General features: G+C 51.7%; 11 protein-coding genes. 5 read left to right on the forward strand and 6 right to left on the reverse strand.

What is annotated here, in order from left to right; genetic code table 11:
- Window positions 1–22 precede the first annotated feature (22 nt).
- Both mdoH and C7W93_RS10260 read right to left on the reverse strand, forming a co-directional pair.
- Window positions 23–2,707 carry a glucans biosynthesis glucosyltransferase MdoH gene (gene mdoH, locus C7W93_RS10255; protein ID WP_370446417.1) on the reverse strand — a complete coding sequence of 895 codons (2,685 nt, stop codon included), beginning with the start codon at window positions 2,705–2,707 and terminating at the stop codon, window positions 23–25.
- Window positions 2,680–4,158, reverse strand: a complete 1,479-nt coding sequence (locus tag C7W93_RS10260; protein ID WP_201747186.1) for a glucan biosynthesis protein G — start codon at window positions 4,156–4,158, stop codon at window positions 2,680–2,682. Before C7W93_RS10260 ends, mdoH begins: the two co-directional genes overlap by 28 nt.
- Before the next feature lie 554 nt (window positions 4,159–4,712).
- On the opposite strand from C7W93_RS10260, the gene C7W93_RS10265 reads away from it, so the two are divergent.
- Entirely contained in the window at window positions 4,713–5,222 is a 510-nt protein-coding gene (locus C7W93_RS10265; protein ID WP_108439913.1) for a dihydrofolate reductase, read from the forward strand.
- Between the two features lie 263 nt (window positions 5,223–5,485).
- Entirely contained in the window at window positions 5,486–7,750 is a 2,265-nt protein-coding gene (locus tag C7W93_RS10270; RefSeq protein ID WP_108439914.1) for an arginine/lysine/ornithine decarboxylase, read from the forward strand.
- Between the two features lie 83 nt (window positions 7,751–7,833).
- On the opposite strand, the gene dcd is transcribed toward C7W93_RS10270, so the two are convergent.
- The 4 genes from dcd to C7W93_RS10290 form a co-directional block, all read right to left on the reverse strand.
- Window positions 7,834–8,400, reverse strand: coding sequence for a dCTP deaminase (gene dcd, locus C7W93_RS10275; protein ID WP_108439915.1), 567 nt, complete (start codon window positions 8,398–8,400; stop codon window positions 7,834–7,836).
- Window positions 8,401–8,538: 138 nt separating this feature from the next.
- Window positions 8,539–12,720: an ATP-dependent RNA helicase HrpA gene (hrpA, locus tag C7W93_RS10280; RefSeq protein WP_201747187.1), complete on the reverse strand. Its 4,182-nt coding sequence runs from the start codon at window positions 12,718–12,720 to the stop codon at window positions 8,539–8,541.
- Window positions 12,721–12,975: 255 nt separating this feature from the next.
- Window positions 12,976–16,302, reverse strand: coding sequence for a S8 family serine peptidase (locus C7W93_RS10285; RefSeq protein ID WP_161539915.1), 3,327 nt, complete (start codon window positions 16,300–16,302; stop codon window positions 12,976–12,978).
- Window positions 16,303–16,667: 365 nt separating this feature from the next.
- A complete protein-coding gene (locus tag C7W93_RS10290; protein WP_108440596.1) occupies window positions 16,668–17,693 on the reverse strand; it encodes an XdhC family protein in 1,026 nt (341 codons plus the stop codon).
- Window positions 17,694–17,909: 216 nt separating this feature from the next.
- On the opposite strand from C7W93_RS10290, the gene argA reads away from it, so the two are divergent.
- From argA to C7W93_RS10305, 3 genes are all read left to right on the forward strand, one after another.
- Entirely contained in the window at window positions 17,910–19,220 is a 1,311-nt protein-coding gene (gene argA, locus C7W93_RS10295) for an amino-acid N-acetyltransferase (protein ID WP_108440597.1), read from the forward strand.
- 80 nt (window positions 19,221–19,300) lie between these two features.
- Window positions 19,301–19,573, forward strand: coding sequence for an oxidative damage protection protein (locus C7W93_RS10300; protein WP_108439917.1), 273 nt, complete (start codon window positions 19,301–19,303; stop codon window positions 19,571–19,573).
- Between the two features lie 233 nt (window positions 19,574–19,806).
- On the forward strand, window positions 19,807–22,569 hold the full coding sequence (locus tag C7W93_RS10305; protein ID WP_370446419.1) for a M16 family metallopeptidase: 2,763 nt from the start codon (window positions 19,807–19,809) through the stop codon (window positions 22,567–22,569).
- Window positions 22,570–22,591: the final 22 nt, after the last annotated feature.

Consider the following 22,591-nt stretch of genomic DNA (forward strand, 5'->3'; position numbering starts at 1 on the left):
GACTACAGAAAACTATTAACTATTAGCCAATAGCTGTGCCAGGGACCACAAACGCTTGCCATTGCCGATTGGCATCGGGCGAACTCCATACCGCCAAATGCAATTGCGACAACATCAGCGGATTGTCCAACAAGGCACTTTTCTGCTTTGGCGATAAGTTATCAGGACCGTCTGTTAATGCTGTGCGCACCAACGCGGCATGCGCCGTCAAACTCGCAGCAGGAACCGCCGGACGGGCGGTTACCGAGGCGCATACCAGCGCATTGATAGTCGGATCGACCACCGCCTCGACAAAGCCAGCTAAACGTTTACCGGCTTCGTTATAAGCAGTCGTCGCAGCCAGTTCAGGCGGCAAATCCACCTCTTCCGGAATAACGAATAAGCGGGCATGACGAAAGCTACGACCCAACGACACCCGACTGGAAAATACCGACAAAGGAATCGACAACACCAGCGAACCGACAATCGGCAGCAACCACCACAGGAATGCAGGTTCCAGCAAAAACACACCAGTACCCCATCCCAAACCCAAAACGGTATGCCAGCCGTGACGCCGACAGGCTTCTTCCCAAGTTGTTTCGGTATCTTCACGCGGCGGCGATTTCCAGCTAATCGCCCAACCCAGAAATGCGCCGATCACAAAACGGGTATGAAATAACATTCTGACCGGTGCCAGCAACATCGAAAATAACAATTCGATCAGCATGCTAATAGTAAGCCGCATGGCACCGCCAAATTCACGCGCACCTTTGGCCCAGATCAAGATAACGCTCAGAATTTTTGGCAAAAACAATAAAGTCGCCGTGGCGCTGAATAACGCCAAGGCCTGTTCCGGATGCCATTCCGGCCACACTGGAAATAACTGGCCCGGCCTTACAAAATACTCCGGCACCATCAACGTGTGCATCGCCAGCAACACTGTCGATAACACTAAAAATCCGAACCACAGCGGCGCCGATATATAGGCCATCACACCGGTCACAAACACCGCACGATGGACACCGTGCATGCCCCGCGCAAGGAACAACCGGAAATTCATCAGATTGCCCTGACACCAGCGCCGATCACGCTTCAGTTCGTCCAGTAAATTAGGCGGCATTTCCTCAAAACTTCCCGCCAGATCGTAAGCAATCCAGACGCCCCAGCCAGCCCTTCGCATCAGCGCCGCTTCGACAAAGTCATGCGACAGAATTTCGCCTGCAAGCGAGCCTTCGCCCGGTAACGGTGCCAAGGCGCAATGCTCCATAAAAGGGGCCAGTCGAATAATCGCGTTGTGCCCCCAATAATGCGATTCTCCCAGTTGCCAGTAATGCAAACCGGCAGTAAATAACGGACCGTAGACCCGTGTCGAAAACTGTTGAATGCGCGCATATAAAGTATCGCGACCAGCCGCACGCGGCGCAGTCTGAATAATGCCAGCGCTGGGATTGGCTTCCATCAAGCGCACTAGCGTCGTCAGGCAAGTGCCGCTCATCACGCTATCGGCATCCAACACGATCATATAGTCGTAGTTGGCACCCCAACGCCGACAGAAATCGTCGATATTGCCGCTTTTGCGCTTGACCCGACGCCGACGGTGCCGATAAAAAATACGTCCAAACGCGCCCAGCGTGCGCGACAAATTGACCCACGCATCCAGCTCCGCCGTGCAGATATCAGGATCGCCGCTGTCGCTCAACACAAAAAAATCAAAACGTCCCAGCTCACCGCTTTGCATCACAGATTCATACGTCGCCCGCAAACCGGCAAATACCCGTGTCACGTCTTCATTACAGATCGGCATCACGATCGCCGTTCTGGCGTTGGCCGGAATCGGGCCGGGGGCCGCATCTTCACGCGAAATCACATAGCGATCCGTGCCGCGCATCAACACCAGAAACCCCGCCATCGCCGTCCAGAATCCCGCCGAAACCCAGCAAAACAGGATCGCAAACAGCGCCAATGTCAGCATTTCCATCGGTTTAGCACCGTGATAAGGCAACACCGTACTCATGAAATAGGTCGCCAGCACCGTCTGTGCAAGCATCAGCGTGATCAGGACGATACGCCGCAAATTGCCATTGTGCCGCCAGATGCCACGCGGATCATGCGCGTCGGTTGGCTTAACATGCTGCTCAACACTATTCTGTTGCGCACTTTCCTGCGCGCTCTTGCGTCTTCGCGATTTAAGGCTAGGCCGACGATCAAAGGCGTGATTGGCATTTTCAATCCAGCGCACCAACGGATTCAGCGTGCCCCAAGGCCGCGCAACGATAGGCGTACGGTTTAACGGCGTGGCAATGCTGATGCGGGTACGCCCGCTGGCGTCTTTAACAATCTCGGGAGTAGCGCCGGCAGTATGACTGCTATGGCTGCTGATATTGCTGATGCTAGCGCTATTAGCTGCACGCGCATCAGCTGGTGCAGGATTGCCATCCGGCGGCATCCCGTAAACCAATTGCAGACGATTTGCAATCGATGCGTAGGCAGGATTCTCGCGGGCAAACTCATCATCCACGGCATCATCAATTTCAGCCAGAGCCAGATGCAAAGCCGCCATCTCCTCGGCCGAGTTGGTAATTACCTCGCCCTGCATCCTTTCGGACAGCAACGCACGCTGCCGCGATGACAGAGGAAGGCGCTCTAGATAACAGTCACCCGGCGTCGGATCATCAAACGCCGGCGAGACCGGTTTGTGCGCTAGTTGGGCGGTAATATGTAACTCCACGTTTCAGATAAGGTTGTATTGCCACCGCGCAAGAAACCACGCAGTTCGACTGGTTTATTATCCTCATTGCGACGCAATTTGATATGCATGCGCCAACCGCCGGTCGCTTCATTGCGGACCGCATCGCTACTCAACAGTTTAGCGTTATCGTCCACACTGACAATCGCATCGAGCTTCATAGTGGATGCTAATTTCTTAAACACCGGGCCTTCGAAATCTACCAATAAATTGATACTGTCGTCCGGCTTGAGTTGAAAACCGCTACCACGACGGGTCTGTGTTACAGACGACAACGGCGAACTCTTTTCGCCATCCTTTTGCCATAACAATGTGTACGCGATATTAAACGGTTGCCCCACTTTCGGCGGCGTATCGGGCACCCAATAAGCGACGATATTGTCATTTGTTTCATCCGGCGTCGGGATTTGCACCAACTCTACGCGTCCTGCACCCCAACGCCCTTTCGGCTGAACCCAGGCACTCGGCCGCTTCTCGTAACGCGCATCCAGATCCTGATAACTGGCGAAATTTCGCTCACGCTGCATCAAACCAAAACCAACCGGATTGCTCGTCGTGTAAGACGTTACCAGCAAGCGTTTTGGATTCACTAGCGGTCGCCAAATCCATTCCCCCGTCCCGGACGCGACCAACAAGCCGTCTGAATCATGCACTTCAGGACGATAATCTTCGGTTTGCGAGCGTTGATTTTTACCATAGAAAAACATACTAGTCAGCGGTGCGATGCCCAATTTAGTCACGTTCTCACGCAAATATAGCTGCGCTTTTACTTCGACTGCCGTATCAACGCCAGGCTTCATGATAAAACTATACGCCCCAGTCACACGTCGCGAATTGAGCAAAGCGTAAATCGTGATCTGTTTGTCGCCCGCTTTTGGCCGGTCTATCCAGAACTCCACAAATTGCGGGAATTCTTCACCCGAATTCAATGCCGTATCCACCGCCAGCCCACGCGCAGACAAGCCATATTGCTGATCTTTGCCTAAACCACGGAAGTAACTAGCGCCCAAAAACGACAGCACCTCATCCTTGTAACTACTACTGTTGAGCGGATAATGCACCCGAAATCCGGCAAATCCAAGCGTGCGCATCTTACGCGGATCAATTTTATTCGCGCCATAGTTGAAATCATTCGGATCGAAACGAAGATCGCGCACACTATCGCCAACGATTTCGTGCATTTTCACGGGCTGATCAAATAGATGGCCTTCGTGAAAGAAGGCCAGATCGTAGGGTAACTTAGCATTTCGCCAAGGAGATTTTTCAGGTTTAAATCGAATATCTTTATATTGCTCGAAAGTCAGATCATCAATCTCTTTCGGTAAATTGCTAGCCGGTTTAACGAATGCCTTGCCAGATAATTCTTTAGCACGCTGCGCAACATCATTAAAACCAAATGCAGACGCCTGCACGCTAGTGAGCAAACAAGCCATCGCCACTAAGAAGGGCGCTAAAAGAGGACGGGCTGACGTCGAAATAAAATATCTCACCGAATAAAAAGCCTTTAATAACATTGGATTCCCAGTTAATACTGCTTGATGTGCGAATTTGACAATAGTAACGATAGTTCGTCTTACCTTCCCACTTATCGCCCTACTTTACATGCGCTATTGTTAGTTGCCTAAAGAAACATTTCCACGCTAAAACGAGAAATTCTATCGAGATGTCATCGTTGATGACAAGAATATTCCTAAATACAGCTATTACAGGGGAGTTATTCTTAGGATAGAAATTTCTGAATTGCGAATTGACTGGGTTAAGAACAGTGACAGCAAGCAAAGTTCCTCTCCCCATTTATAGTAAGATTACCGACTTTCCGGATGACCGCATTTTTTGAACGTCGGAATAGGGCGGAAATACGGCGACTTTTATACCACCTGGAACACATCGTAAGGTTAAGCATGCTGCAAGCGGTGACATTGCATTCCTGCCATCGCCCATCCTATACTTCATCTAACGTCCGTTAATTGATAACAAACTGCACCTTATGCCTTCGATTCTTACTATCATTGTCGCCACGGACGCCAACAATGGCATCGGCATCCGCAATACCTTGCCCTGGCATTTGCCGGAAGATCTGGCACATTTCAAGCGCACCACTTCGGGTCATCCGATCATTATGGGGCGCAAAACATTCGAATCCATAGGTCGGCCATTACCGAATCGCCGCAATATTGTCATCACTCGCAATCCCGATTGGCAGCACGAAGGCGTAGAAACGGTGACCTCAGTCGAAGCGGCGGCGGCATTAATCAACGGCAGCGAAAATCCCACTGATGGTGAAAAAGAAGCCTTCATCATCGGCGGTGCAGAAATTTATACTACCGCCCTGCCCCTGTGTAACCGCATGATCGTCACCGAGATCGATAAAATCTTTGACTGCGATGCTTTCTTTCCCGCCCGCGATCCGCAACAATGGCAAGAAATATCACGCGCATCCCACCATTCCAGTACCCACAATTTTGCCTATGCTTTTGTCGTGTATCAAAGACGCTAACATTAGTCCAGCCAAAACCTGTTGTAATCAGCAAATGTATTAAGCAAGTTTTAGACCATTTTCGCCACCAATTTCCGCATATCTGCGAGAATTCGACTTTCTACTTTTGGTGCAATTCATTTGACCTATGCTCAAAGTAGAACGCCTGATTGTTGTCATTGACATGTCATAAAAATGCCATTGATTAGCCAGCAAGCGCCCCAAAATGCGGGGCGTATTGCTGGTTGTTCTTGTTATCCACCTCCCCGTCTCTTGGAGACCGCATGAAATTCCGCTTCCCGATCGTCATCATTGACGAAGATTTCCGCTCAGAAAACACCTCCGGCCTCGGCATCCGCGCACTCGCCGATGCAATGGAAAAGGAAGGCATGGAAGTTCTGGGCGTCACCAGTTACGGTGACCTGTCCCAATTCGCGCAGCAGCAATCGCGCGCGTCGGCGTTTATTTTATCGATAGACGATGAAGAATTCGGCGCGGGCTCTTTTGAAGAGACCGACCATGCGCTGAAATCGCTGCGCGCTTTTGTCGAAGAAATTCGCTATAAAAACGCCGATATCCCAATTTATTTATACGGTGAAACCCGCACTTCGCGCCATATCCCCAACGATATCTTGCGCGAATTGCATGGCTTTATTCACATGTTTGAAGACACGCCGGAGTTCGTGGCGCGTCATATCATCCGCGAAGCAAAAGCCTATCTGGACGGTCTCTCGCCGCCGTTCTTCCGCGCCCTGGTCCATTACGCGCAAGACGGCTCTTATTCGTGGCACTGCCCCGGCCACTCTGGCGGCGTTGCCTTCTTAAAATCGCCTATCGGCCAGATGTTTCATCAATTCTTTGGTGAAAACATGTTGCGCGCTGACGTCTGCAACGCGGTCGAAGAGCTCGGTCAATTACTCGACCATACCGGCCCCATCGCCGAATCCGAACGCAATGCAGCCCGCATCTACAACGCTGATCACTGCTATTTCGTCACCAACGGCACCTCAACGTCGAACAAAATGGTCTGGCATTCGACGGTTGCCCCGGGCGATATCGTTGTCGTCGATCGTAATTGCCACAAATCGATCCTGCATTCCATCATCATGACTGGCGCAATTCCCGTGTTTCTGATGCCGACCCGCAATCACCTCGGTATCATCGGCCCGATTCCGCTGGAAGAATTCACGATGGAAAGCATCCGTAGAAAAATCGAAGCCAATCCATTTGCGCGGGAAGCACTCAACAAAAAACCACGCATTCTGACGATTACTCAATCGACTTACGACGGTGTGCTTTATAACGTTGAAACCTTGCAAAACATGCTCGACGGCGAAATCGATACGCTGCATTTTGATGAAGCATGGCTGCCGCACGCCACATTCCATGACTTCTACAAAGACATGCACGCCATCGGAAAAGACCGTCCGCGTGCCAAGAAATCGATGATTTTCTCGACCCAATCCACGCACAAATTGCTAGCTGGCCTGTCGCAAGCGTCGCAAGTGCTGGTGCGCGAATCGGAAACAGTGCAACTCGATCAGGATGCCTTCAACGAAGCGTATCTGATGCACACTTCAACCTCGCCGCAATACTCCATCATCGCCTCTTGCGATGTCGCAGCCGCAATGATGGAAGCGCCGGGCGGCACTGCATTAGTAGAAGAAAGCATTCTGGAAGCGCTGGATTTCCGCCGCGCCATGAAGAAAATCGATCAGGAATGGGGCAAAGACTGGTGGTTTCAGGTCTGGGGACCAAACTCGTTCTCGGAAGATGGCATCGGCTCACGTGAAGACTGGGTCATCAAAGCAGAAGACGACTGGCATGGCTTCGGCAATCTGGCCCCCAACTTCAACATGCTGGACCCGATCAAAGCCACCATCGTCACGCCCGGTTTATCGCTAGAAGGCAAATTCAGTGATAGCGGTATTCCCGCATCGATCGTGACTAAATATCTGGCAGAACACGGCGTTATCGTTGAAAAATGCGGCCTGTATTCGTTCTTTATCATGTTCACCATCGGCATTACCAAAGGCCGCTGGAATACATTGCTGACAGCATTGCAGCAATTTAAAGACGATTACGACAAAAACCAACCAATCTGGCGCATCCTGCCCGAATTCGCGCGCGCGAATAACGGCAAGAATTCCCGCTACGAACGCTTGGGATTGCGCGATTTATGCCAGCAAATTCATGAAACCTACAAAGCCTACGACATTGCACGTCTGACAACTGAAATGTATCTTTCAGCCATGCAACCGGCGATGAAGCCATCGGACGCATTCGCCAAAATGGCCCATCGGGAAATCGATCGTGTACCGATTGACCAACTGGAAGGCCGCGTTACGTCCATCCTGCTAACCCCTTATCCACCGGGCATCCCATTGCTGATTCCAGGCGAACGTTTCAACAAGACTATCGTTGATTACCTGAAATTTGCCCGTAATTTCAATGAGAAATTCCCCGGCTTTGAAACAGATGTACATGGATTGGTGAAACGGGAAGTGAATGGCAAACGTGATTACTTTGTTGATTGCGTGCGGCAATAATAGATCGTTGCAAACTCGTTAATGTAAATAAAATGCCCTGTAGTCGTGATGACTTACAGGGCATTTTTATGTCAATCCGAATCTTAAGCCTTAGGCAAAGTCACGCCCTGCTGTCCCTGATACTTACCGCCACGGTCTTTATACGAAGTTTCGCAAACCTCATCGCTTTCAAAGAACAGCACTTGCGCACAGCCTTCACCGGCGTAAATTTTTGCCGGCAAGGGCGTGGTATTCGAGAATTCCAGCGTTACATAGCCTTCCCACTCTGGCTCAAACGGCGTCACATTGACAATAATCCCGCAGCGGGCGTAAGTCGATTTACCCAGGCAGATAGTCAATACGCTGCGTGGAATACGGAAATATTCCATCGTGCGAGCCAGTGCGAAAGAGTTTGGCGGGATGATGCAGACATCGCCCTTAAAATCGACGAATGACTTTTCGTCAAAGTTCTTTGGGTCAACAATGGTCGAATTGATATTGGTAAAAATCTTAAATTCGTTGGCGCAACGAATATCGTAGCCGTAGGACGAGGTGCCGTAAGACACAATTTTGTTGCCATTTTCTTCACGCACCTGACCGGGTGAAAATGGCTCAATCATGCCGGTTTCCTGCGCCATACGACGGATCCATTTATCGGATTTGATAGCCATAGTGTTCTCTTCTTCGTAAAGGGGAATGCAAATAAAACGGGATTTGCGCAATTTTACGCGAATCGACTCGGGTCTTAGCAGACAAACTGCACTGGCAAGACAAACCAAGAGATTTGTCTATACCAGCCTTATAGCGGTTTAGCGCTGCATCGTCTCCCACACTTTCTGCAACCGCTTAACCGATACCGGCATCGGCGTCTTAAGCTCCTGCGCAAACAACGACACTCTCAGCTCTTCTAGCAACCAGCGAAATTCCTGCATCTTTGGATCGCCTTTGCCGTGACGATCTTTTTGCGAACGTTGCCATGGCGTCGCCACCAATGTCCACTCTGCCAGAGAGCGCACATCGCGACTCGGCTCGGCACGCATTTTTTCCAACCGGACGTTGATTGCCTTCAGATAACGCGGGAAATGCGTCAGATTGGCATAATCGTTTTCGGCAATAAAGCGTTTGCTGACCAAGCCCGACATTTGCGTCTGAATATCCGCCACCGCTGCCGTCTGCGCCTTAGCGCCCTGCAACTTCTTCGGCAGACCATGATATTCCGCCAATATCAACGCCGCCAATCTTGCCAATTCGTTACACAGCAAACCTAAACGCGACTTGCCTTCGTCCTTGCGTTGATTGAATTGCGCAGCATTCGTTGGCAACGGCGCTTGCAAACAGGCCCGCTCCAAACCCGCAGAAATAATCTGATCCCGCAACTCTTCCTGCGAGCCCAGCGCCATGAACTGCATCCCCATTTGCTGTAGACCGGGAATATTTTTTTCCAAAAATTTCAACTGTTCTTTTAATTGCAGCGCAAACAACCGCCGCAAACCCAGCCGATGTATCCGTGCCGCCTCGTTCGGATCGTCAAAAACTTCCAGATCGCAATAAGTGGTCTTATCGACTAGTGCCGGAAAACCGATCAACGTTTGCTTACCCTGTTGAATTTCTAACAGCTCCGGCAACTCGCCAAACGTCCAGCTCGTCAGATTACACAAATTGCTATTTGCGCCCACGCTGCTAGCACTGCGAATAGATTGTCCTGGCGTATTGCCAGTATTAGCAGTGACCAATTTACCGGGCGCAAGGGATGCAGACGGGCGATGAGGGACCGCTCCTTGCACCGTTGCTATTTCATTGGCGACAGCGCCTGTTTTTTCCGCCAGTTTCTGGAAACTTTCCCGCGCCTGGCCGCCCAACTCAGCCTGTAACACGGCAAGGTTGCGCCCCATATCGAGTTGACGACCATGCTCATCGATCACCTTAAAGTTCATCGAATGATGCGCTGGCAAGGTTTCCAGTTTGAAGTCGGGTATCCGCACCGCTACCGTTGTTTCTGATCGCACATCGGCAATCAATGCATCCAGCAAATTACCGTGACCAAACACGTTGCGCGCCTGGATCCGCTCACAAAAACCGGCCGCGTAGTCCGGCAAAGGCACGCAATTTCGACGTATTTTTTGCGGTAACGATTTCAGTAACAAATGGACTTTTTCTTTCAACATCCCCGTTACCAGCCATTCGCAACGATCCACGTAGACTTGATTGAGCGCGTACAACGGCACCGTCAGTGTAACGCCATCACGCGGCGTGCCCGGCTCAAAGTGATACGACAAACCCATCTCGATACCGGCCACGCGCATGACTTTTGGAAACAATTCCGTCGTCACGCCAGCCGCCTCATGCCGCATCAAATCATCACGATTCAGATACAGCAATGTCGGATTTTTTGGCAGCGTATCCTTCAACCATTTTTCAAAAGTAATGCCATTGCAAATCGTCGGCGGAATCAACTTATCGTAAAACGCTGCAATCAATTCTTCATCAACCAGCACATCCAGCCGCCGCGATTTATGTTCGAGATTTTCAATCTCGCGAATCAGTTTTTGATTGTGTGCAAAAAACGGCGAACGGGTATCGTATTCACCGCCCACCAACGCATCGCGAATAAAAATTTCCCGCGCTTCGGTCGGATTGATCAAACCGAAATTGATACGGCGCTGGCTATACACCACCAGACCGTATAACGTAGCGCGCTCTGATGCAGAAACCTGCGCCGTGCGCTTTTCCCAGCGCGGTTCACCATAAGTTTTTTTGAGTAAATGGGCACCGACTTTTTCCAGCCATTCCGGCTGAATCTGGGCAACGCAACGCGCATACAAACGCGTCGTATCGACCAACTCTGCCGCCATTACCCACTTGCCCGCTTTCTTTGACAACGACGATCCGGGCCAGATATGAAACTTGATGCCACGTGCGCCCAGATAATGCGGCTCGTCATCAGCTTTAAAACCAACGTTGCCAAGCAGACCCGTCAGCAACGCATTATGCAGATTCTCGTAAGTCGCTGGCGCTTCATTCAACCGCCAGCCCTGCTCGCGAACAATCGTCAGCAATTGCGAATGCACATCCCGCCATTCGCGCAAACGTAATTGCGACAAGAAATTAGCGCGACAATTATCTTGCAACTGACGATTGGTTTTCTTATGCTCAATCGCGTCTTCAAACCATTTCCAGATTTTTAAATAACTTTGAAATTCCGATTTTTCATCGGCAAATTTCTTGTGCGCCAAATCTGCCGCACTCTGCGCATCCATCGGCCGGTCACGCGGATCTTGCACCGATACAGCAGCAGCAATAATCAGCATTTCGGTCAGGCAAACGTTTTCCAGCGCGGCCAAAATCATGCGACCGACACGCGGATCAAGCGGCAGTTTAGCCAATTCCCGACCGGTTTTAGTCAGCTGATTATTATCGTCAACCGCACCCAACTCTTGCAGCAATTGATAGCCGTCGGCAATCGCCCGTCCCGGCGGTGGCTCGATAAAAGGAAACGTCTCCACGTCCGTCAAATGTAGCGATTTCATCCGCAAAATGACCGACGCCAGTGACGAACGCATGATTTCCGGCTCGGTAAATTTGGGCCGTTGCAAATAATCTTTTTCGTCGTATAAGCGGATACACACACCCGCCGCAACCCGGCCGCAACGCCCTGCGCGTTGGTTGGCAGCCGATTGCGCAATCGGCTCTATTTGTAACTGTTCAACCTTATTCCGATAGCTATAACGCTTAACGCGGGCGAGACCGGCATCGACCACATAACGAATCCCCGGCACCGTCAGCGAGGTCTCGGCAACGTTGGTCGCCAACACAATTCGGCGCGCATTCGATGTCTTGAATACCCGCTCTTGTTCTTGCGCCGACAAGCGCGCAAATAACGGCAAAATCTCGACATGCGGCGGATGATGTTTACGCAAGGCTTCAGCGGCGTCACGAATCTCGCGTTCACCGGGCAAAAACACCAGCACATCGCCCGAACCGACTCGCGCCAGCTCATCCACGGCATCCACCACAGCGTCCATCAAATCGCGCTGATCGCGATCTCTCTGGGCTGCATTCGGCGCATTCGCGGGCTTGCTTACCGATGGCGTTGCGGGATTAATACCACTGCGATCCGCGTTATCCACTGGGCGGTAACGCACTTCAACTTCGTATAAGCGTCCCGAGACTTCGATCACCGGCGCGAGTTTTCCGCCCTCGCCAAAATGCCGGGCGAAGCGATCTGCATCGATCGTCGCGGAGGTGATAATCAGCTTTAAATCAGGCCGCTTGGGCAACAACTGCTTCAGATAGCCCAGCAAAAAATCGATGTTCAGACTGCGCTCGTGCGCCTCATCGATGATGATCGTGTCGTATTGCCATAACATCGGATCGGTCTGGGTTTCGGCCAGCAAAATCCCGTCGGTCATCAACTTGACCCAGGCACCCTTGGTCAGCGTGTCGTTAAAACGTACTTTAAACCCGACATGCTCCCCCAGCGGCGATCCCAGCTCTTGCGCAATCCGCTTGGCAGTGGACGATGCAGCGATCCGGCGCGGCTGGGTATGACCGATCAAGCCATTCAGACCACGTCCTAATTCGAGGCAGATTTTGGGTAATTGCGTGGTTTTGCCTGAACCGGTTTCACCGCAGACAATGATGACCTGATTGGCTTGCAACGCTTTGGCAATTTCATTACGTCTGCCAGATACCGGCAAATCTTCGGGAAATACAATTGGCGGCAACGGATTACGTTCAGGCGGCAAACGTGGTCTGGAAGTGCGCGGCGTACGCCCATCAGCCCGCCCCGAAGGGGTTGAAGCCGCAGCGGATCGCGCTGCGTTCGCCGGGCGCCGATCATTCTGCGCCGCATCGCGTGGTGGGTGCGGCTGGCGTGGCTGGCGCGACGGCTCCTGCCGGGCAGGTTTTTCCGTGCGCGGCGCGGCCTCTGAAGACGGCGGTTGGCCCGCATCTGCGGGGCCTGATGGTAGTTTGGATTCTGGTTCTGACATGGGGAAAGAATTATACAGAGCGCAGCAGGGTCACGCCGCTACTGGGACAGGAAAGACGAGGACGAATGCCCTAAAACAGTTATAAGTTATACATGCTTTATAGAATAAACACGTGCTGCCTGCTACAAAAGCATAATTTCAGCCGACATATTATCTAAACAAACACAAAAAAGGGGAATGCATGCGTGCATTCCCCTCCGTTCCTGTCTCAACGCATCGTCAAGTTACGACGCGTTGCTGCTACGTATCGCAGACTTATTTACAAACACCGTTATCCTTCCACGGCTCGCCAGTCCAGCCGCTGGAACCTGGCACGTGATGGCTTTCCGCATACCATTTCGCTGTATAACTGCGCCCGTTTCTTTGAATCTCGATACCACCTTTATAGGATTTAGCCTCCCATTGCGGAATATTGCACGCGGTTTCGACCACTTTATGCACCAGCACAGAATGACTTTTCTCAGCCATCAGATTGCCTTCCCTCACAGAAACCGTAAAGGTATAGATCTTATCCAGCGGCGATTTCGGTGCGGTGAACATCACTTTCGCGCCATTGGCATTGAAGGGCAATTGCGGTGACACTTTCCAGTCATACCGCAAAGCTCCGCCGCCACTAGCGCTTGAGCCCGCAGCACTCAGCGTCACAGAAGCACCCGCCTCGACTGACCGGGGGCCGGTTACTACGGCGACTGGCGGCGTGATTTCAGCTTTCTTTTCCACAACAATACTGCGCTGCGCTGTCGCTTTACGTCCGCCATGTGGACTGGATACATCAACCGTGGCCTGATAATTTCCTGCCCTCAAGCCTGACAAGCTTAAGTGCTGCTGAGAACCTTGCAGGACTTCAACACCGCTAGCGTTGCGTACTTTCCAGCTATAGGCGGGAGCACTGCCGCCAACACCGGCAAAGTTTGCCTGCGCTTTCAGGTCCGCTGTCTGTCCTTCAACAATCGAAGCTGGGCCGGAAATGGTGGCATTGGTAGCGACGGCAGAAACGTTAACAGTCGAACTATGCTGCTTGCCATCTTTGTCAGTGACCGTCAGTTGATAGACGCTGACGCCAGTTTGATTTTTCCCCACTATCGCTTCTGCAATGGCTTTATCAGCATTGCGCAAACTAAATGGGCCGCTTAATTTCTTCCATTCGTACTTGGCCGCACGCAGACTTTTACTGCCATCGAGCTTATACGCAAAACCAGAACTAGTTGTCGTCACGACAGTAATATTGCCGCCCACAATCGCTTGCGGTGGCGTCCCTGGCAGCGGTTTGATTTCAACAACCCCGGCATCCTTCTTGAAGACTTTCACGGTATGCATAACCGTTGCATCGGTAGCACCATTGCTGACTTTGACACCGAACAGAAACGTTTGATCGGCATTCAATGCTGGCGCAACAAAGCGCAGTAATGGCCCTTTTTTCTCAGCTTGAATACCGGCAGGGATTTGCCATTCATATGTCAATGGTTTCCCATCAGGATCTTTCGAGGCCTCGGCAGTCAGCACGATATTGTCATTCGCTTTAGCCGTGGCAGGACCATTCAGTGCGGCGACCGGCGCGTCGAAATCCTCGACAACCGTCATTGTGTGATGCGCAACGCTGGTTCTCTCGCCATCGCTGACGTTAACAGTCAGCGTGTAAGAAGTGCCGACATCAGCATAAGGCACAATGAACAACATGTTTTGTCCGCCCGTGGTCGGATTACTCATGATATTTTTTTCCGGCAGGCCTTGACCGCTCCAGTCATAGGACAATACAGCGCCTTCTGGACCCGTGGATTGAATCGCCGACAAAGGCACATAACTGCCAGCAATGACCCTGTTTTCACCACCGATACGCGCCGTCAAGGGTGCCATTTGGCCATTTTGTGGCTTAACATTCACTGTATGCGTGCGGATATCGGATGCGTGCGCATTGCTGACTTCAAGTGTAATCGTCACCATTACAGGAACAGTAACATCTGTAGGCGCAATAAATTGGACTTGCGCGTGATCTGTCGGATCGACCAGAATCGTGCCAGCTGAAGTCCGCCATTGATACGTCACGCCGTCTTTGGAACCGTTTGCATTGCTGGACAAACCGGCACTGAGCATCAAAGTCTGACCTGCAAGCACTTCCTTGCTGCCGTCAACGTGGGCCACTGGCGCCAGCGGGCTGTCAGGATCGAGAATATGTTTGATGGCGACGTTCAAATCAGGCTGCACACCAATCAATTGGTTACCATCGACCGTCGAATAACCTGATTTCGTCAGCAGGTTTCGCAAGCCGATTGGACCGATCGGCTGCATCCCATGTTCAATCGCGACACTTTGCAATACGGCTGCCGCGCCTGCCACGATGGGACTAGCACCGGACGTGCCGCCGAATTTAAACGTATAGCCGTTGAGTTTTCCCGACTCCAAATAACCGGTAGTCACAATTTCACTACCCCAGCTAAATGTATCGACCCGGCTGCCATAGTTGGAAGTTCCAATCCGATTACCGGTGCGTGGATCAACCGCTCCCACATAAATTGCACCGGAATCAAAGTGGTTACGATCAAATACCCCATAAAACCCCGGCGCATCAAGATTAATCCCGCCATTTCCCGCAGCGATGACCACATGAATACCTTTTTCATGCGTCAGATATTTCAACACGTCGCGCGTGGCAGCATGATATTCAATCGGTACTAAACAAGTATTGTAACAACCCGGCACTGCGGACAAGTTATAAGCGCCCATTTGCAGACTCATCTGAATCAAATCGCCCCGCACCAAAAACTTGCCCAGATCGAACAACTGGGCCGGTCCACGAGCTCGGGAGTAACCCATGTCTGCGGCGTAAGCGATCCCGGTCGTACCAAAACCATTACGCTGCGACACCATGATGCCGGCGGAGTTAGTCGCATGCTCGGCAGGATGATGTGCAGAAAGGTTCCAATGCTTCAAAAAAGGTTGCGGCAGATCGTCATGGGTAAGCGACCAATGGCCGGGCTCGCTGAGGACAATCCGACTATTCTTCCCATCACCGCCGGGAATATCCCAGGCCGCAAGTGCATTCACGCCACCGATTTTATAGTCGGCAGTGACAAGCGGTGCGCGGCTATCCTGCAAATAATATTGGCGTCCTTGATAGTCGGGAAAAGAACTTACATCGCCAATGTTTTTGATGGCTTTATTTACGTCATTGACCATCATCGAAGGCGCAGGGGCAACAGCTTTTCCTTCAAGATAAGCTTCTTCTACCAATGGATTTTTTTGAATTTCTTTCAGCAAGGCCTCGGCCTGCTCCACGGATTGGTTACTGATATCGACGTGGTAATAGCGGCTTAACCGATAAAGCGCCAGTTTCGCGTTTTCTTCCGCAGACCGTACTGCCGGAAAGGTAAACAAGCTGTTCAAAGAAGGAGCGGTATTTTTTAACTGCGAGAGATTATCGGTCATGCTACGTGTAAGATTTTTTTTATCTTCCACATTGCTTTTAAGACGGACTACCAAATCAACATATTCTTTTTTTAAAGAATCCTGCGCCATGACAAGAGAAGAAGTTCCCAGACACGCGATAGCGCCAAGAACTGCCCAAAGGGATTTCTTAATTTTCATATTAAACATTCCGACTAGTGTTCGGCCCAAAAAATCGATAGCTGAAAATAGATGTGCGCTATTTCCTCTATCGACGAAGAACAAGAATGGTCACCGAAAAGGACAAATCGTACTATGAGAGATCCACTATTTCTACGCGAGAATGTTCTATAAATAAGCAGGTTATCTTCAGAAAATGAACAGACGCACACATCCCGTTAATGGCAAAGGTTGGCGTTGATAGAAAGGAGTGGGAAAGAGGAGTGACGCTATGCGGACTGCATTAGCCAAAAGCTAAGCAAAAGCATGTAACGGGGGATCTATTGCAAGCAAGTTAAGCAGAATTGGTCTGCGCTGGCATTAAATGCGCAGGCAGCCCAAAAGTATTACACCGCTGCACCCACCGCACAAGTAGACGCGTTGCCAGATACGACCCCATGATTACGCAACGCGATCAATTCTGCCAGTACTGAGACCGCGATCTCAGCTGGTGAACGGCTAAAAATCGGTAGACCAATCGGCGCGTGTAAACGATCAACCTCAGCCTGCGTCACATCCAGCGTCAATAAACGTTCTTTACGTGCGTTAGTACTTGCCATAGAACCAATCGCGCCAACATAAAACGCATCAGTCTTCAACGCCTCCATCAGCGCCATATCGTCAACCTTGGGATCATGACTCAGCGCGACAATTACGGTGCGCTGATCGGGTGCGAAGGCGCGCACGGCATCGTCCGGCATACCTTCTAGCCATTCAACAGCATCGGCAATATTCGCTGGCATATTGCTTTGATTATTGCCACGTCCGTTGAGTTGCCAGTTACGCCGTTGCTCTTCCCGCGGATCGTTCAGATAGACCGAGAAATCCAGCGCCGGGGCCATCTGCGCCAAATATTCTGAAACCTGACCCGCACCAATAATCAACAAGCGCCAGCGCGGACCAAATACCTGTATCAGCTCATCACTGTTCAACCGCATGTTAACGTCACCCGTTGCCGATTCAATCAGCGTCTCTCCACTATGCAAATTCAAGCGGCGTTGCACCAAACGGCGCGCAGCGATCGCCTCTAGCAATGCGGTCAACGCTGTCCGATCTGTCAGCGGTTGCACCAGCAATTCCAGCGTACCGCCGCACGGCAAACCAAAACGGCGCACCTGTTCGGCGGTAATCCCATACTGAACCATCTCAATTTTGTCCGGGAATGCCGCGCCAAAACGCAGCATCAAGTCATCCTCAACACAACCGCCAGATACCGAACCGGTAAAATCGCCATCCGCCGTAATCGCAAACAACGAACCCAGCGGACGCGGCGCAGAACCCCACGTGCGCACTACCGTCACCAGTACCACCTGCTTGCCTTGCCGCAACCAATTGTCTGCGCTATTTAAAACCTGATAATCGACCGCATTCATTTTTGCCTCAATTTTTTTGCAAGTGTTGCGTTTGAAAAAGCCCATAGCGCCGCTATTGCGCCATGGGCTCTCAATCAAACATTTTTGTTCCGCGCCGGAGTTATTGCCATCATAGCAATGATTAGCGTTGCGCACCTGGCACGCCCGATTAATTAGAGGGCGCATCTTCAGCAGTCGTTAGTACCGTCTTGCATGGTCATGTATATAATGCTCACCATGGAAAACACCTCAGAATTCGTCCAGTGGCTGCGCTCAGTCGCGCCCTACATCCATGCCTTTCGCGGTAAGACCTTTGTCATCGCCTTTCCCGGCGAATTAGTCATGGCGGGCGCTCTGCCCGTTCTGGCGCAAGATCTGTCACTGCTGCACGCGTTAGGCATCAAAATCGTGATTGTGCACGGCTCGCGACCGCAAGTTGAAGAACAATTGGCGCTGCGAAATGTTGAAACCCGCTTCCACAACGGCCTGCGCATCACCGACATCGCTGCCCTGGAATGTGCCAAAGAAGCCGCTGGCGAATTGCGTCTGGATATCGAAGCCGCCTTCAGCCAGGGTTTGCCGAACACGCCCATGGCACACGCTGCAATCCGCATCATTTCCGGTAATTTCGTCACCGCCCGACCGCTCGGCGTGATTGATGGAGCCGACCTGCAATTGACTGGCGTAGTGCGTAAAATCGCCTACGAAACTATCCATCCGATTCTGAATGCGGGCAATCTGGTATTGCTCTCCCCGCTAGGTTTTTCACCGACTGGCGAAGCATTCAATCTGACGATGGAAGACGTTGCCGTCGCGGCGGCGATTTCATTACGAGCGGAAAAACTGATCTTTATCAGCGAAACGCCGCTATTGAAAGATGCTGGCGATGTTGAAATCCGTGAATTATCATCACATCAGGCGCAAGCGGTGCTCGAAAGCGGTTGTTTGCCGTCCGATTCTGCCTTCTACCTGCAACATGCGATTAAATCCTGCAACGCCGGCGTACCACGGGCGCACATCGTCCCGTTTGCGACAGACGGTTCGGCATTGCTAGAATTATTTACGCATGACGGTATCGGCACCATGATTACGTATGAGAATCTGGAAAGCCTGCGCGAAGCAACGATTGAAGATGTCGGCGGTATTCTGAAATTGATCGAACCGCTGGAAGCCGATGGCACGCTGGTGAAACGTGGGCGCGAACTGATTGAGCGCGAAATCCATTATTTCTCTGTCATCGACCATGATGGCGTGTTGTTCGGTTGCGCGGCACTGTATCCGTTCCCTGACGAAAAAATGGGCGAGATGGCATGTCTGACGGTGAACCCGGATGTACAGGCGCAAGGCGACGGTGAGAAGATTCTGAAGCATATGGAAAGCCGGGCACGCTCTGCCGGTTTGACGAAATTATTTGTCCTCACTACGCGGACTTCACATTGGTTCTTGCGGCGCGGTTTTGTCCATGCAACCGTCGATGATCTACCGAAGAATCGGCAACACATGTATAACTGGCAACGTAAATCGCTGGTACTGATCAAACAACTATAAATTTAATGTCACCTCTTTCAACACGCCGCGTCACGCCACAAAGCCGACGCGCATCCCCATAAGTCGCTAAAGGAAAAATCATGGCCCGCACTATTCATTGCATCAAACTCGACAAAGAAGCTGAAGGACTGGATTTTCCACCGTATCCGGGCGAACTGGGCAAGCGGATTTACGAAAGCGTCTCCAAAGAAGCGTGGGCCGGATGGTTGAAGCATCAAACCATGCTGGTCAATGAAAACCGCCTGAATCTGGCTGACATTCGTGCCCGTAAATATCTGGCAACCCAAATGGAAAATCATTTCTTCGGCAGTGGCGCAGATGCTGCTACCGGCTACGTCCCGCCGACTGAATAATCACTGATCAGCGCCCAGCGCAGATCGCCAGCAGTAACAGTTTGGCAATCCCTTCCCGACGACCACTTGCAAAAGATCAACCGATCCGAGCAAGTGGTAGCATCCAATTTCGCTCCTCCATCCTCAAAAAATTTCCGCAATTCTGTCTTGCCCCTTCCACGGTCACGTCTCCTGACCGCATAATAGGTCTCGCCGCGGTCCTGCTGTCAGGGCCTTCACTGATCGGAACCTTCATGCAATTACTCAGCAAAATTCGTCACCCCCGCGCGTTACTGGCGACACTACTCACTGGCGTATTGACCAGCGTGCTGATGTTTGCGCCCTATACCGTCGATGCGCAAACTCTGCCGGCGGGCGTCATCAAAGGCCCATCCGCCGAAGGCATCACCGAATATCGCTTTAACAATGGTTTCAAAGTCCTGTTGCTGCCCGACGATACCAAGCCCACCGTCACCGTCAATATGACGTATCTGGTCGGCTCGCGTTTTGAAAATTACGGCGAAACCGGGATGGCCCATTTGCTGGAACATCTGATGTTCAAAGGCACGCCAACCCACCCGGCGATTCCGCAGGATTTCGGTCAACGCGGCATGACATTCAATGGCACCACCTCGCTTGATCGCACCAACTATTATGAGATCTCGCGCGCCAGCGATGACAATCTGAAGTGGGCTATCGATTTGGAAGCGGACCGGATGCTGCATTCCTTCATCGCCAGAAAAGATCTCGATAGCGAGATGACGGTGGTCCGCAATGAATTTGAAAAAGGTGAAAATTCGCCCACCAGCGTCCTATTCAAACGGATGCAAGGCGTCGCCTTTGACTGGCACAGCTACGGTAAGCCAACCATCGGCAATCGCAGCGATGTTGAAAACGTCAAGATAGAAAACCTGCAAGCTTTTTATCGGATGTATTACCAGCCAGACAATGCCGTCCTGCTGATCGCAGGTAAATTCGATGCTGAGAAAACCCTGAATTGGGTTAATCAGGCCTTTGGTGCCATGCCAAAACCGACCCGAAAACTACCGGAATTCTGGACCGTAGAACCAACTCAGGATGGCGAGCGCAGTTTTGTGATCCATCGTCAGGGCGATATACAAATCGTCGCCGTCGCCTATAAAATCCCAAGTGAACTGCACCCAGACAGCGACGCCCTATCCTTCGCCGCTAATATTCTGGCCGACACACCCAACGGACGCCTCTATAAAGCCATGGTCGAAACCGGCAAGGCCACCGCCGTGTTTCAGTATCAAATGAGCGGCTACGCGCCCGGCCTGTTAATTATCGGTGCCATCGTCAAAAAAAATGAACCGATAGAACCGGTACGCGCCGCGTTGGTCGATGCGATTGAAAAATTCTCGGCAACCCCGCCCACCGCCGAAGAAATGGATCGGATAAAGCGCAGCAACGCCAATGACTACGAAAGCCTGATGAACGATCCGCAACAAATCGGCATCGCCATGTCTAGCGCGATTGCTTTAGGCGATTGGCGCTTACTGTTTTTAGGCCGCGATCAATCGGCAAAAGTAACGGCGGCGCAGGTCACCAACGCCGCGGCACATTATTTCAAACGCGATAATCGTACCGTTGGCATTTTTCAGCCGGACGATCAACCGCAGCGTGCCGAAGTACCCGCAGCACCGGCGCTCGCCGACGTGTTGAAGGAATACAAACCGCAACAAGCATTGGCAGGCGGCGAAATATTTGATCCTACACAGGCGAATATCAATGCCCGGACACAACGACTAACAGTGGGCGGAATCAAATTAGCCTTGCTGCCAAAAAAGACTCGTGGGGAAACTGTATCGGTCCAACTGAAATTAGCTTGGGGCGATGAAAAAAACTTGTTCGGCAAGAATACTGTATCGGATATGACCAACGCGATGCTCAGCCGTGGTACCACCGCGCTGAATCGCCAGCAATTGGCAGACGCGTTTTCAAAACTCAAAATCAATGGCGGCTTGTATGGTTTTCAGACCACGCGCAGTAATCTGGCCGCCGCGCTGACTTTGGTTGCCAACGCGCTGAAAGACCCGCGTTTTGACCCCGCCGAGTTTGAGCTTCTGCGGAAAGAGGCGCTGGTCGGTCTGGAAGCAACCCGCAACGATCCGAATACCCGTGCAGCAGAAGCGTTGTCGCAACACTTCAATCTGTATCCGCAAGGACATTGGTTATCGGCACCGAATATCGATCAGCAAATCGCCAATATCAAGGCAGTCAAGCTAGCTGATGTCGTTGCTTTCCATGCGGCGTTTTATGGCGCATCGCACGGTGAAATGGCAGTCGTAGGAGATTTTGATCCGGTCGCCACCACCAAAGTGATCGAGGCCGAATTTGGGACGTGGAAAAGTGCGGTCCCCTATGAACGCGTGATCCGGAAAAATTTTGACGTGACCCCGGTGCAAGAAACGATCAACACGCCAGATAAAGAAAATGGCGTCTACATCGCGCGCATGAATCTGGATATGCGCGACGATGCCGCAGATTATCCCGCGCTGTTGGTGGCAAATTATCTGTTCGGCGGCGGCAGTCTGAAATCCCGTCTGGCAGATCGGATACGTCAAAAAGACGGCCTGTCGTATACCGTAGGCTCAGGCCTTGGCATGAACGCCATTAGCCGCGCCGCCAGTTTCAACATTCAGGCCATCGCCGCCCCACAAAATCTGGCCCGCGTCGATCTGGGTGTCAGAGAAGAATTGGCACGCGCCCGCAAAGACGGTTTCACCGCTGAAGAACTGGCCCGCGCCAAGTCCGGTATCCTGCAAGAAAATATGCAGGCACGGGCACAAGACAACGCCCTCAGCGCTGGTTGGGTACGCTTACTGGACTTGGATCGGACCTTTAGCTGGAGTAAGCAGCTGGAAGATAAGATCAGCGCATTGACGCTGGATCAGGTGAATGCAGCGTTCCGCAATCGGATCGATCCGGCGCAATTAAGCATCGTGATTGCCCGTGATGAAACGAAAGTTAATAATCCGGTGGTGGGTAAGCCATAAACTCTATGGTGTGCGGTTGCAC

The sequence above is a fragment of the Glaciimonas sp. PCH181 genome, from assembly GCF_003056055.1.
Classification (GTDB): domain Bacteria; phylum Pseudomonadota; class Gammaproteobacteria; order Burkholderiales; family Burkholderiaceae_D; genus Glaciimonas.